Here is a 13,349-nt window from a genome sequence, read left to right on the forward strand (position 1 = left end):
AAGCGCCTAGTACCCTGCGCCGGTGCTCAAGTCCTCTTCGTTCGACGGTGTTCGGTTCGCCTTCGGCACGCTCACCGTGCTGCCCGTTCCGGTGACCCGGTGGGACCGGGCCGCCGCGCGCGGGGGCATGCTGAGCGCTCCGCTGGCCGGGCTGGTCGTCGGCGGCTGCTCGGCCGGGGTGGGGCTGGGGCTGCTCGCCCTGGGCGCCGGCGGGCTGCTCGCGGCCGTCGGCTCGGTCGCCGTACCGGCCGTCCTCACCCGTGGTCTGCACCTCGACGGGCTCGCCGACACCGCCGACGGGCTGGGCAGCGGCAAGCCCGCCGAGGACGCCCTGCGGATCATGAAGCAGTCGGACATCGGGCCGTTCGGGGTCATCACGCTCGTGCTGGTGCTGGCCGCCCAGATCGCCGTCTTGGCGCAGCTGTACGGCGGCTCGTGGGCGCGGGGCGCGCTGGCCGCCGTGGTGTCGGCGACCGCCGCCCGGCTGGCGCTGACCCTGGCCGCCCGCGCCGGGGTGCCGGCCGCCCGGCCGGAGGGGCTGGGCGCGGCGGTGGCCGGGGTGGTGCCGGGTGGTGCGGCGCTGGCGGCGGCGGGCGTGGTGACCGTGGCGGCCGGGGCGGCGGGCGGCTGCCTCGGCGGGTACGACGGGCTGCGCGCCGCGCTCGCGGTCCTGGCCGCCGTCGGCGTCGCCGAGCTGCTGCTGCGCCGTTGTGTGCGGCGCTTCGGCGGGGTGACCGGGGATGTCTTCGGCGCCCTCGCGGAGACGGCCGCGACGGCCGCGTTCGTGGTGCTGGCGCTGGGCCGCTAGGCTCGACGGCCGTACACGGACAGGAAAGCAGGATCGGGGGGACTCCGTGCCTACGCTGCGCCGCGTTGCGGCCTGGTTCATCGACTTCGCACTGGTGCTGGCGGCGGCCTCGCTGCTCGCCGTGCTCACCTTCCACCGGATCACCGCGCTCGTCACCGACGTGCCGGAGCTGGCCACCAAGGGCGGCCTGGACCTGCTGGCCTCGCGCGGTGACGTCATCGGCGCCTCCGAGCACCTGGGGCTGTCGCTGTGGGACAAGGTGGTGCTGGACGTGGAGGAGGCCTTCGGGGCGCTCGTCCTCGTCACCTTCCTCTACCAGTGGGCCTGTCTGCGCTGGCTCGGCCGCACTCTCGGCAAGGGCCTGCTCGGCCTGTGCGTCACCCCGCGGCTGTCCCGGCACATCCTGCGCCGGGCCGCCGTGACCACCGCCGCCGACATCGCCGTCTTCGCGCTCGCCTGTGTGCTGCTGGTCGAGGGCCAGTTCCTGCTGTCGGTGGCGGTGTGGGCGGTCGCGGTGCTGCTGTTCCTCGTCAACGCGCTGACCGTCCTCTTCCCCACCCGCCGCTCCCTCGCCGACCGGCTGGCCGGCACCACGGTGGACAGCGCGTTTCAGCGTCCGGTGCCCAGCCCGTGGGGCAGTGTGCCCCAGGGGTGAGCGCCGGTGCCGGGCACCGCGCAGTGCACGGCGGCGCCCCGCTCCCGCGCGGCGCCGGCCAGGTCGACGCCGGCCGGGACGCCGTACACCAGATGGCAGTGACGCGCCCCCGCCGGAGAGGGTTCGGGCCGGGCGGGTGTGCGGCGGTACGCCGTCCAGGGGCCCTCGAAGGTGACGAGCAGCTCCGCCAGCGCCGCGTACGCCGGGTGCGGGGGCGTGCCGTGGTTCAGGGCGAGCGTGCGGCAGCCGAGGGCGCGGGCGGCCGCGGCGAGCCGCTCGCAGGCCGCGAACTCGCCGATCCCGGTGCTCACCTGGTCGAGGAAGGCGCCCTGGACGCCGTACCAGTCCCGGTGCCGGGTCAGGTCGCGTACGACGTCCTCGTACGGCCGCCCGCCGTAGCCCGTGTCCACATAGCCGAGCACGGTCACCCCGGCCGCCCGCAGCCGCGCGGCCGTGTCGGCGAAGTCCGCGTCGGGGCGCTCGCCCGGGCCGCTCGCGGGGTTGAGGACGACGCCGTACAGCCGGGGTGCGGCGGCGAGGACGGCCGCCCACTCGGCGGGACGGACCGCGGGGTGTTCGTAGTACGGGACCAGCAGAGTGCTCATCGGTGCGCGGTCACCCTTCCGAGCAGGCCGCACGCCAGCGCGGACTGGGCCAGGGCCGCCGCCGCGTACACGGCGAGCGCCACGGTGTGCGGGTGGCCCGTGCGGGCGAGCAGCGCCAGGGTCTGGGCGAGGGCGGCCGCGCCGCACCCGGCCGTGGCACCGAGCACCGCGCCGAAGGACTGGAGCAGCAGGCCGGTCCACAGCACCGCGCCGAGCGCGAGCAGACCGGCCGCCTGCGGGCGGGGCAGGAACAGGGCGGGGACGAGCAGGGTCGCCAGGTAGGCGGCGAGGCAGCGGGCCAGGGCGCGGGCGGTGCTCCGGCGGAAGGCCCGCGGGGTGTCGGTGGTGCGCAGGGCGGAGCGGGTGCGGGTGCGGAAGCGGTGGAGCAGGTGTTCCGCGGGCCCCATGCTGAGCGTCAGCGCCACCGCGGTGCGGGGGTCGGACAGCGAGGTGTGGAGGACGAGGGTGCCGGTGGCCAGGCCGAAGAGGGCGTAGGGCAGGGAGGCGACCGGCCGGGGGCCCGTCGTGGCCGCCCGGTCGCCGGGCTGCCGCGGCCCCTTCGGGCGCACCTCGCGCAGCCCGAGCACGGCCACGGCGGCGAGGGAGGTCAGCAGCAGCGCCGGCCGCCAGGGCCCCGGGAGCGGCAGGAACGGAGCGAGCAGGCCGCCGGCCGTCAGCGGGAGCAGGGCCGCCAGCAGCACCCGCTCCCGGCCCATGACCAGCAGGGCGCTGGACGCGCCCAGGTAGCAGGACTGGGCGGCCGCGAAGGCGATGGTCCCGGGGTGGCCGGGGCCGGTGACCGCCAGGGCCGTCAGGGTGCCGAGGAGCATGCCCGCCGGGGTGCCGGTAAGGAGGCAGCGGCGGGCCGCTGCCGGGTCGCCCAGGCCCAGCCAGGAGTAGGCGCGGTGGGCGAGGCCCTGGTTCCAGGCCCAGCCGCACAGGGCGCCCGCGAGCAGCGCGCGGGGGTCGGAGAGGAACGGGGCGCCGAGGACGTAGGCGAAGCCCGGCAGCGCGAAGAGGAGGCCGCGCAGCAGGCAGCCGAGGAGGCCGGTGTGCCAGGGCTCGGGGGGCGGGGCCGCCGGTTCGGGGTGGCGGCGGGGGGTGCGGTCGTAGAGCCGCTCGGCGAGGGCGAAGGAGTCCGGTACGCCGTAGCGCTCGCGTATCTGCTCGTCGGAGAGGCCGTCGGACTCCAGCAGGGCGGCTATCTCGTCCGGGTGGACCGCGGCGGCCGCGAACTCGTCCAGTTCGCGGGCGAGTCGGTCGATCGGGTCGGGCCGGGCCCAGCCGGGCCGGACGCGCGGGCGGGGCAGGGCGGGCGGGGCGGGCAGGGTGCGGGCCTGCCCGGGGGTGGTGTCGGTCATCGGCCGGTTCCGTCCGTGAGCGCGGTGTACCAGGGGTCGCGCAGTTCCGCGGTCCAGTCGGCGACCGTCTCGACCGTGGGTTCGTACCGCTCGGGCAGGCCGGCGAGTTCCTGGTAGACGGTGCGGAAGTTGTCGACCGAACGGCGCAGGGTGAACCGGTCGATGACCCGCCGGCGCGCCGACTCGCCGAGGGCGAGGCGTCGTTCGGGGTCCTTCAGGAGGGTCAGGGCGGCCGCCGCCATCTTCTCCGGTTCGCGCGGCGGGACGACCAGGCCGGTGTCGCCGACGGCCTCGCGGACCCCGCCGACGTCCGTGGAGACCGTCGTACGGCCGCAGGACATGGCCTCGATGAGGGAGAAGGGGAAGCCCTCGGAGATGGAGGAGAGCATGACGAGGTGGCCGGCCGCGTAGGCGCGCCACACCTCGGTGATGCGGCCCTCGAAGGTGAGGCCGTCGGTGACGCCGAGTTCGGCGGCGAGCTTCTCCAGGCGGGTGCGGTAGGCCTCGCCGCCGGGCGGGACCGGGCCGAAGAGCCGCAGCCGGGTCTCCGGGAGTTCGGCGCGGACCAGGGCGTAGGCGCGCAGCAGCGTCTCCAGGTCCTTGATGGGGTCGACGCGGCCGCACCAGGTGAGGGTGGGGACGTCGGGTTCGGGGCCGGCGTGCGGGAAGGCGTGCGGGTCGACCCCGTTGTAGACGGTGCGGATGCGGTCGGCGTCGGCGCCGCCGCGCTCCTCCCAGCGGCGGTTGTACTGGTTGCAGGGGGTGATCAGGTCGGCCGCCCGGTAGGCGTGTGAATTGAGTTCACGGTAGAAGCCGAGGAGGAAGGCCTTCACGGGCCAGCGGTAGGGCTGGTCCCGGTGGCCGAGGTAGCGCTCGCGCAGATAGATGCCGTGCTCGGTGAGCAGGAAGGGCACCCCGTCGAGGCGGTGCGCGGCCAGGGCCGGCAGGGTGGCGAGGCCGTTGCTGACGGCGTGTGCGACGGAGTCCTCGGGGATCCGCACGCCGAGCGGGCGCAGGGCGTGTTCCAGCAGGTCGAGGGCGGTGAGCGCGTCGTGCACGGTGGGCCGGGCGACCGCCGTGGGCAGATGCGGCATGGTCCAGATCCAGTGCAGCGAGCGCAGCGCGGACTCGGTGCGCAGGGCCGCCGCCAGCCGTCCCTCGCGGGCGATGACGGCGAGATCGTACAGCGCCGCACCGAAGTCGGTCTGCGGCTCGGGGTCGAGGAAGGACAGCAGCAGGCGCTCGTAGGCGTCGGTGAAGCGGCGCCGGGCCCGGCCGTACGGCGGCCGGGCGTGGCCGGGGCGGGGGCCCCAGGTGGGCACGGTGTGGTGGTGGCGGACGTTGGCCGGCAGCTCCCAGGTGACGGGTTCGCGGCCGGTGCCGGTGAGCGACACGACGTGGAAGCGGACCTCGGGCATGCCCCGGATCAGCTGGTCGCACCAGGTGCTGACGCCGCCGTGGATATGCGGGTAGGTGCCTTCGGTGAGCATGGTTATGTGACGGCCGGTACGGATGGTGTCCCCCCTGTGGTGTGTCCCGCGGTTCGCCGCTCGCCGCTCCCCCGGCGCGGTCACCCCTGGGGGAGTTGCAGGGTGAGCCCCGACTGGAGGGCGCCCGGCGTGGCCCATGCCTGGCGGTCGCCCGCGTAGGGCGTGCCGAAGGCGGTCGTGGTCAGCAGGTTCTGCTGCTGGGTGCCCTCCGGCGCAGTGACCGGGATCGGGGTGCCGGACGGGGCGGTGACGGTGACGGTGGTGCCGATGCGGTAGGCGGTGACCCGGCCGGAGTCCAGGGCGGCCTGCCAGGTGGCCCGGTCGTGCAGTTCGGTGCCGATCGCGCTCTCGCGGAGGTTCACGACCGGGGTGTTGTCGGCGAACAGGGCCTGGTAGTCGGCGAGGACGCGGTCCAGGACCGGGTAGAGGATGCGGTCCTCGGCGAGGTTGGACTGGTGGGCGTAGTGCGGGCGCGGGTCGTTGGCCAGCACATGGCCGAGGTCGGTGTGCGCCTCGGCGGGCACGATGCGGTCGGTGTAGCCGGTGGCGGTGTCCAGCGGCGCGGGCAGGCAGGTGGAGGTCGGGTTGTTCTCGCACAGGCCGCTGCCGCCGTCCGCCTTGGACGTGTAGATCCAGTTGTACTCGTCGGCCATCTCGGCCCGGGTGCCGACGTTGTAGTACACGTTCATCGGGTAGCGCGGCACGGTGAGGGTGGTGCCGCCGGTCACGGTGCGCTGCTCGGGCTCGCGGGAGTCGTCCGAGCCGGTCCACTGCACGCCGTTGTCGGCGAGGGCGGGCGCGAGGTTGGGGTTGTCCTGCGGCTGCTGCGGCAGGGTCCGCAGGCCCGAGTGCTCGCCGGTGACCAGTTCGGTGCGGTCGACGGACAGGCCGTGCCGCACCGCCCAGCCGCGGTTGTCGGAGATCTGGGCGGAGATGGCGGAGCGGCTCACCCACTGGGTGGAGCCGTCGGTGTTCTTCGCGCAGCTCCAGGGCACGGTCGAGGTGTCCTGCACACAGCCGAGGAACAGATGGGTGTAGGTGTGGTTGATCCAGCGGTACCTGGCCCGGTCCGCGAGGAGCTGGTCGGTCAGCGGGTCCGTGCCGCCGTGCTCGCTCTTCCACTCCTCGCCGGCGCCCGCGTTGAACGCCAGGTCCAGGGTGAAGCCGTGCGCCTGCTCCCAGGAGGCGGCGTACCGGGCGTCGTCGGCCGTCATCCGGATCGGTGCGGTGGTGTCTGTGCTGCCGTCGCCGCAGTCGAAGTCGCCGGGGGTGCAGTTGCGCCCGGTGTCCCAGCGGGCGTCCGGGGCGAAGACGTCGTCCACGTGGACGGCGAAGTAGTTGCGGGCCTGCCCGAGGTGCACCCCTTGGGTCAGCCACTCGACCATGCCGCGGACCAGCACCCGGAACTGCTGCTGGTACTGGTTGTAGACGAAGGTCACGACCAGCTCGCGGCGGCCGTCGTGGGCGTACTCGCCGAGCAGGCTGCCGGTGCCGGTGCCGCCGGGCACCGGGATGTCGACATAGCTGGTGAAGCCGGTGCGGGGCCGCGCGACGAAGCCGTAGCTCTCGTCCACGGTGGGCGAGTTGTCCTCGAAGGAGAAGGAGCCCCGCAGATAGCCGAAGGGGCTCAGCCGGCCGGCCGCGGTGACGGTGGCGGTACGGCCGTCCAGCGGCCCGGCGTAGCCGCCGGCGTCCGTGTAGTCGAGGCCGACCTCGGGGTGGGCCCAGGTGGAGGCGTCCAGCTGCGGGATGCCGTACGTCCTCTCGTACGCCTCCAGGGCCGTCTGCTCGGCCGAGCCCGCGCCGAAGGGTGCCTCGTTCGGCAGGACGACGCCCTGGAACTTCGCGCGCGGCCGGCCGTCGACGGTGTCGCCGAGGAAGGTGCCGGTGAGGGCCGGCCGCGCGGAGTCGTTCAGATCGACCCGGGTGTACGGCACGCCCTCGCTCCGCAGCTGTGCGGTGATGGCACCGACCGGGCCGGCGCCGTCGTCGACCACCAGCACCCTGAGGTCGATGCGCGGCTCGGGCGCGGCCGCCGCGCCCGGCACGGCGGTGCCGAGCGCGAGCATTCCCGCGGCCGTCGCGGTGACGGTCGCCGCCTGCCAGCGGCGCGCACGCTGAGTCATGACTGGTTCTCCCCCCGGAGGATCCCCGTCCGTGGGCCGTGACGGTACGGCGCGGGATCGGTGGAATTCAGGTGAAACCGCGGGTCACGGACCCGTCGGAACCCGATGAGTGTGGCTCACGCCACGGGTGCGGAGGGGGCGGAAGCGGCCATGACGCCACGTCCGGGTGAACGTCCGCAGGCATGATCGAACGCCCCCACGCGCGTAGTCTCGTCCCAAGTGTTCGCCGACAGGGTGAAGGCCCCGGTGCCGACAGTCCCCAGGCCTGGGCCTAGGGTCGGCTCTCGGGCCCGGTCGACCCACCCCGTTTCGGCCACAGCAACTTCACATCGGAAGCGAGAATTCACCACCGTGACTGCTCTGACTCTCAGCACCGCAGCGGCGCCCGGCCTGCGGGCCGACGCGATCGTGATCGGTGTCGCCAAGGGCGCCCAGGGCCCCGTCGTCGCCCCCGGCGCCGAGGCAGTGGACAAGGCGTACGACGGCAAGCTGGCCGGCGTCCTGGAGACCCTGGGTGCCTCGGGTGCCGAGGGCGAGCTGACGAAGCTGCCCGCCCCGGCCGGTTTCAAGGCACCGCTCGTGGTGGCGGTGGGCCTGGGCGCCGAGCCCGGCACCGAGGCCGAGGACGGCGAGGACGGCGCGGCCGGCTACGACCCCGAGGCGCTGCGCAAGGCCGCCGCCGTGGCCGCCCGGGCGCTCACCGGCACCAGGAAGGCCGCCTTCGCGCTGCCCGTGGACGGCCCCGACGCCATCGAGGCGATCGGCGAGGGCGTGCTGCTCGGCGCGTACTCCTTCGACCTCTACAAGGAGAACGGCAAGGACGCCAAGGCCGGCAGGAACGGCAAGAACGGCAAGGCGCCGCTGGCCGAGGCCGCGCTGCTCGGCGGCAAGCCGCGGGACGCCGCCCACAAGGGCGCCGTCGCCCGCGCCGTCGCGGTCTGCGAGGAGCTGAACCGCGCCCGCGACCTGATCAACATGCCGCCGAACGAGCTGAACCCCGCGATCTTCGCCGGGCTCGCTCAGACCGCGGCCAAGGAGCACGGCATCAAGGTGCAGGTGCTCGACGAGAAGGCGCTGGCCAAGGGCGGCTACGGCGGCATCCTCGGCGTGGGCGGCGGCTCGGCGGCGGCTCCGCGCCTGGTGAAGCTGACGTACGCGCCCGCCGGGGCGGAGAAGCACCTGGCCTTCGTCGGCAAGGGCATCACCTACGACTCGGGCGGCATCTCGCTGAAGCCGGCCGGGCACAACGAGACGATGAAGTGCGACATGAGCGGTGCCGCCGCCGTGTTCGCCGCGGTCGTCGCCGCCGCGCGGCTCGGCCTGGAGGTCAAGGTCACCGGCTGGCTGGCGCTGGCCGAGAACATGCCGTCCGGTGCCGCCCTGCGCCCGGGTGACGTGCTGCGCATGTACAGCGGCAAGACGGTCGAGGTCCTCAACACCGACGCCGAGGGGCGTCTGGTGCTGGCCGACGCGCTGTGGGCCGCCTCGCAGGAGAGCCCGGACGCGATCGTGGACGTCGCGACGCTGACCGGCGCGATGATGCTGGCGCTGGGCAGCCGGACGTTCGGTGTCATGGCCAACGACGAGGCGTTCCGCACCACGGTGCACGAGGTCGCCGAGGAGGTCGGCGAGCCGGCCTGGCCGATGCCGCTGCCGGAGCACCTGCGCAAGGGCATGGAGTCCCAGGTGGCCGACATGTCGAACATGGGCGAGCGGATGGGCGGCGGCCTGGTCGCCGGTCTCTTCCTGCGCGAGTTCGTGGGCGAGGGCATCCCGTGGGCGCACCTCGACATCGCCGGTCCGGCGTTCAACGAGGGCGGCCCGTTCGGGTACACCCCGAAGGGCGGTACGGGCACGGCGGTGCGCACGCTGGTCCGGCTGGCGGAACTGACCGCCGCGGGCGAGCTCGGCTGAGCCGCCGTACGCCGCGAGCCGTACGATCCATACCGTTCGCCCGGTTCGTACGGTTCGTACGGCCTCCGCAGGGGCGCCAGGGACTCTCGCACAGCCCCCCGCGCCCCCGCGGAGCCGCTCTAGTGGCCCGTCTCACACACCGGCCCGGCGTCTCGGTCCCCTCCGACAAGTGCAAAGATGGAGCCCGGCAGGACAGGGCCCCCACCGAAGGGCCGAAGCATCAAGCGGCCGGACACCAGCCGCCTGCCGGTCATCGGAGACCGGCGCACGGCGCACATGCATGGAGGACGTGACGTGGCGAACGACGCCAGCACCGTTTTCGACCTAGTGATCCTCGGCGGTGGTAGCGGTGGTTACGCCGCGGCCCTGCGCGGGGCCCAGCTGGGCCTGGACGTCGCCCTGATCGAGAAGGGCAAGGTCGGCGGTACCTGCCTGCACAACGGTTGCATCCCCACGAAGGCCCTGCTGCACGCGGGCGAGATCGCCGACCAGGCCCGCGAGAGCGAGCAGTTCGGCGTACGGGCCACCTTCGAGGGCATCGACATGGCGGCCGTCCACAAGTACAAGGACGATGTGATCGCCGGCCTGTACAAGGGCCTCCAGGGTCTCATCGCCTCCCGCAAGGTGACGTACATCGAAGGTGAGGGCCGCCTGTCCTCCCCCACCTCCGTGGACGTGAACGGCCAGCGCATCCAGGGCCGCCACATCCTGCTGGCGACCGGCTCCGTGCCGAAGTCGCTGCCGGGCCTGGAGATCGACGGCAACCGCATCATCTCCTCCGACCACGCCCTCGTCCTGGACCGCGTGCCGAAGTCCGCGATCATCCTGGGCGGCGGTGTCATCGGTGTCGAGTTCGCCTCGGCGTGGAAGTCCTTCGGTGCCGACGTCACCGTGATCGAGGGCCTGAAGCACCTCGTCCCGGTCGAGGACGAGAACTCCTCGAAGCTTCTCGAGCGCGCCTTCCGCAAGCGCGGCATCAAGTTCAACCTGGGCACCTTCTTCCAGAAGGCCGAGTACACCCAGGACGGTGTCAAGGTCACCCTGGCGGACGGCAAGGAGTTCGAGGCGGAGCTGCTGCTCGTCGCCGTCGGCCGCGGCCCGGTCTCCGCCGGTATCGGCTACGAGGAGCAGGGCGTCGCGATGGACCGCGGCTACGTCCTCGTCGACGAGTACATGCGCACCAACGTGCCGACCATCTCCGCCGTCGGTGACCTCGTGCCCACGCTCCAGCTCGCGCACGTCGGCTTCGCCGAGGGCATCCTGGTGGCGGAGCGGCTGGCCGGCCTGAAGGTCGTCCCGATCGACTACGACGGTGTCCCGCGGGTCACGTACTGCCAGCCGGAGGTCGCCTCGGTCGGTCTCACCGAGGCCAAGGCCAAGGAGGTCTACGGCGCGGACAAGGTCGTCTCGATCAAGTTCCCGCTCGGCGGCAACGGCAAGAGCCGGATCCTGAAGACGGCCGGCGAGATCAAGCTGGTCCAGGTCAAGGACGGTGCCGTGGTCGGCGTCCACATGGTCGGCGACCGCATGGGCGAGCAGGTCGGCGAGGCGCAGCTGATCTACAACTGGGAGGCGCTGCCGGCCGAGGTGGCCCAGCTCATCCACGCCCACCCGACGCAGAACGAGGCGCTCGGCGAGGCTCACCTGGCGCTGGCCGGCAAGCCGCTGCACATGCACGACTGACGCCTTCCGACATCGGGCGCGACGACACAGACTTCCGCAATTCGTTAGGAGCAACCGAAACCATGGCGGTTTCCGTAACCCTTCCGGCGCTCGGCGAGAGCGTCACCGAGGGCACTGTCACCCGCTGGCTGAAGGCCGAGGGCGAGCGCGTCGAGGCCGACGAGCCGCTGCTCGAGGTCTCGACCGACAAGGTCGACACCGAGATCCCGGCCCCGGCCGCCGGCATCCTGGCCTCCATCAAGGTCGCCGAGGACGAGACGGTCGAGGTGGGCGCCGAGCTGGCGATCATCGACGACGGCACCGGTGCCCCCGCCGCCGCCCCGGCCCCCGCCGCCGAGGCCGCTCCGGCTCCGGCTCCGGCCGAGGCTCCGGCCGCCCCGGTGGCCGAGGCCCCCGCCGCCGCTCCGGCCCCCGAGGCCCCGGCCGCTCCGGCCGCCCCGGCCGGTGGCGCCCAGGGCACGGACGTGGTCCTGCCCGCGCTCGGTGAGTCCGTCACCGAGGGCACCGTCACCCGCTGGCTGAAGCAGGTCGGCGACTCCGTCGAGGCCGACGAGCCGCTGCTCGAGGTCTCCACGGACAAGGTCGACACCGAGATCCCGGCGCCCGCCTCCGGCGTGCTGCTGGAGATCGTGGTCGGCGAGGACGAGACCGCCGAGGTCGGCGCCAAGCTCGCCGTCATCGGTGCCGCGGGTGCCGCCCCGGCCGCCGCTCCGGCCCCGGCCGCCCCGGCTCCGGCCGCTGCTGCCCCGGCCGCCGCTCCGGCTCCGGCCGCCCAGGCTCCCGCGCCCGCCGCCCCGGCTCCGGCTCCGGCCGCCGCCGCTCCGGCGCCGGTCCAGCCCGCCGCCCCGGCCCCGGCCCCGGCTCCGGCGCCCGCGCCGGCTCCGGTCACCCCGGCGCCCGCCGCCCCCGCTCCGGCCGCCCAGGCGACCGACGAGGGCGCGTACGTGACCCCGCTGGTGCGCAAGCTCGCCGCCGAGAACGGCGTCGACCTGGGCGCCGTCAAGGGCACCGGCGTCGGCGGCCGTATCCGCAAGCAGGACGTCCTCGCCGCCGCCGAGGCCGCGAAGGCCGCCGCCGCTGCTCCGGCTCCCGCCGCTGCCGCCCCGGCCGCCGCCAAGAAGGCCCCCACCCTGGAGGCCTCCCCGCTCCGTGGCCAGACCGTCAAGATGCCGCGCATCCGCAAGGTCATCGGCGACAACATGGTCAAGGCGCTGCACGAGCAGGCGCAGCTGTCCTCGGTCGTCGAGGTCGACGTCACGCGCCTGATGAAGCTGCGCGCCAAGGCGAAGGACTCCTTCGCGGCCCGTGAGGGCGTCAAGCTCTCCCCGATGCCGTTCTTCGTCAAGGCCGCCGCGCAGGCGCTGAAGGCCCACCCGGTCATCAACGCCAAGATCAACGAGGCCGAGGGCACGATCACCTACTTCGACACCGAGCACGTCGGTATCGCGGTGGACTCCGAGAAGGGCCTGATGACCCCGGTCATCAAGCACGCCGGCGACCTCAACATCGCGGGCATCGCCAAGGCCACGGCGGAGCTGGCCGGCAAGGTCCGCGCCAACAAGATCACCCCGGACGAGCTGTCCGGCGCGACCTTCACCATCTCCAACACCGGTTCGCGCGGCGCGCTGTTCGACACGATCATCGTGCCGCCGGGCCAGGTCGCGATCCTCGGCATCGGTGCCACGGTCAAGCGCCCGGCGGTCATCGAGACCGAGGAGGGCACGGTCATCGGTGTCCGCGACATGACCTACCTGACCCTCTCCTACGACCACCGTCTGGTCGACGGCGCCGACGCGGCCCGCTACCTGACGGCGGTCAAGGCCATCCTGGAGGCGGGCGAGTTCGAGGTCGAACTCGGTCTGTAGTCCCCGGGCCCTGTGCCTGTACGACGCCCCGTCCGGAGCTTCTCCGGGCGGGGCGTTTCGTGTTTGCCGGCACACGGTGCGTGTAAGGCTCGTCTCACCTGCGCGAAAGCGGCCCCACCCCTCCTACCCGCGGAGCGAACGCGCCGTATTGTCTAATCGTCAGCCCTCCCGAAGGAGCCCTCATGACCGCGCCCGTCGTCCACTCGCTGCGCGAACAGATCCGCGAGCACATCGTGGAAGGGATCGTCAGCGGGCGCTGGCAGCCGGGTGAGCGGATCGTGGAGCGCCGGATCGCCACCGAGCTGGAGGTCAGCCAGACCCCGGTGCGCGAGGCCCTGCGCGAGCTGGAGTCGCTGCGCCTGATCGAGTCCGCGCCGAACAAGGGCGTCCGCGTCCGGAACCTGACGGCGGCCGATCTGGAGGAGAGCTACCCGGTCCGGGCCGGCCTGGAGGCCATCGCCGCGGAGCTGGCGGCCGACCGCCTCGCCGAGGACTGCTCGGCCCTGGAGCCGCATGTCGCGGCCCTGTACGAGGCCGACCGCAACGCCGACGGCACGGCCCAGGTCCGGCACACCGTCGGCTTCCACCGCGAGCTGGTCCGCGCGGCGGACAACTCGGTGCTGCTGCACACGTGGGAGGGGCTCGGCATCGAGGTGTTCACGGCGCTGTCCATCCGCTGGCTGGGCACGGTGCAGCAGTCGTACGCGGAGGAGCACGAGGAGCTGGTGCAGGCCTTCCGCAGGCGCGACCCGCGGATCGCCGAACTGGTGAAGGCGCACGTCCTCGGCTGCGCCCCGCGAGCCTGAGCACACCGTCGCTCACCTGCGAAAACAAGGCATTTT

10 protein-coding genes are annotated in these 13,349 nt (G+C 73.6%); 6 read left to right on the plus strand and 4 right to left on the minus strand.

What is annotated here, in order from left to right; translation table 11 throughout:
• Positions 1–22: 22 nt before the first annotated feature.
• Both ACFVIU_RS20440 and ACFVIU_RS20445 read left to right on the plus strand, forming a co-directional pair.
• Positions 23–808, plus strand: coding sequence for an adenosylcobinamide-GDP ribazoletransferase (locus tag ACFVIU_RS20440; RefSeq protein WP_385844076.1), 786 nt, complete (start codon positions 23–25; stop codon positions 806–808).
• A 46-nt stretch (positions 809–854) separates the two neighbouring features.
• Entirely contained in the window at positions 855–1,463 is a 609-nt protein-coding gene (locus ACFVIU_RS20445; RefSeq protein WP_385844077.1) for an RDD family protein, read from the plus strand.
• On the opposite strand, the gene ACFVIU_RS20450 is transcribed toward ACFVIU_RS20445, so the two are convergent.
• The 4 genes from ACFVIU_RS20450 to ACFVIU_RS20465 all read right to left on the minus strand — a co-directional run bounded on the left by ACFVIU_RS20450 (position 1,418) and on the right by ACFVIU_RS20465 (position 7,045).
• Complete coding sequence (locus ACFVIU_RS20450) at positions 1,418–2,068, minus strand: spherulation-specific family 4 protein (RefSeq protein WP_385844078.1); 651 nt, start codon at positions 2,066–2,068, stop codon at positions 1,418–1,420. The two genes, ACFVIU_RS20445 and ACFVIU_RS20450, sit on opposite strands and share 46 nt — an antisense overlap.
• Positions 2,065–3,429, minus strand: a complete 1,365-nt coding sequence (locus tag ACFVIU_RS20455; RefSeq protein WP_385844080.1) for a hypothetical protein — start codon at positions 3,427–3,429, stop codon at positions 2,065–2,067. Before ACFVIU_RS20455 ends, ACFVIU_RS20450 begins: the two co-directional genes overlap by 4 nt.
• Positions 3,426–4,919, minus strand: coding sequence for a GT4 family glycosyltransferase PelF (gene pelF, locus ACFVIU_RS20460; protein ID WP_385844081.1), 1,494 nt, complete (start codon positions 4,917–4,919; stop codon positions 3,426–3,428). Before pelF ends, ACFVIU_RS20455 begins: the two co-directional genes overlap by 4 nt.
• Before the next feature lie 80 nt (positions 4,920–4,999).
• A complete protein-coding gene (locus ACFVIU_RS20465; RefSeq protein ID WP_385844082.1) occupies positions 5,000–7,045 on the minus strand; it encodes a hypothetical protein in 2,046 nt (681 codons plus the stop codon).
• A gap of 351 nt (positions 7,046–7,396) precedes the next feature.
• Here ACFVIU_RS20465 and ACFVIU_RS20470 point away from each other — a divergent pair, with 351 nt between their 5' ends.
• The 4 genes from ACFVIU_RS20470 (at position 7,397) to ACFVIU_RS20485 (ending at position 13,313) form a co-directional block, all read left to right on the plus strand.
• Positions 7,397–8,959, plus strand: a complete 1,563-nt coding sequence (locus ACFVIU_RS20470; protein ID WP_385844084.1) for a leucyl aminopeptidase — start codon at positions 7,397–7,399, stop codon at positions 8,957–8,959.
• Between the two features lie 294 nt (positions 8,960–9,253).
• The gene (gene lpdA, locus ACFVIU_RS20475) at positions 9,254–10,642 is read left to right on the plus strand and encodes a dihydrolipoyl dehydrogenase (protein ID WP_385844085.1); all 1,389 of its coding nucleotides are present in this window, start codon (positions 9,254–9,256) and stop codon (positions 10,640–10,642) included.
• 62 nt (positions 10,643–10,704) lie between these two features.
• The gene (gene sucB / locus ACFVIU_RS20480) at positions 10,705–12,507 is read left to right on the plus strand and encodes a 2-oxoglutarate dehydrogenase, E2 component, dihydrolipoamide succinyltransferase (RefSeq protein ID WP_385844087.1); all 1,803 of its coding nucleotides are present in this window, start codon (positions 10,705–10,707) and stop codon (positions 12,505–12,507) included.
• Between the two features lie 182 nt (positions 12,508–12,689).
• On the plus strand, positions 12,690–13,313 hold the full coding sequence (locus ACFVIU_RS20485) for a GntR family transcriptional regulator (protein WP_385844088.1): 624 nt from the start codon (positions 12,690–12,692) through the stop codon (positions 13,311–13,313).
• Positions 13,314–13,349: the final 36 nt, after the last annotated feature.

This window comes from Streptomyces sp. NPDC127190 (genome assembly GCF_042672505.1).
In the GTDB taxonomy this organism is placed as follows: Bacteria; Actinomycetota; Actinomycetes; order Streptomycetales; family Streptomycetaceae; genus Streptomyces.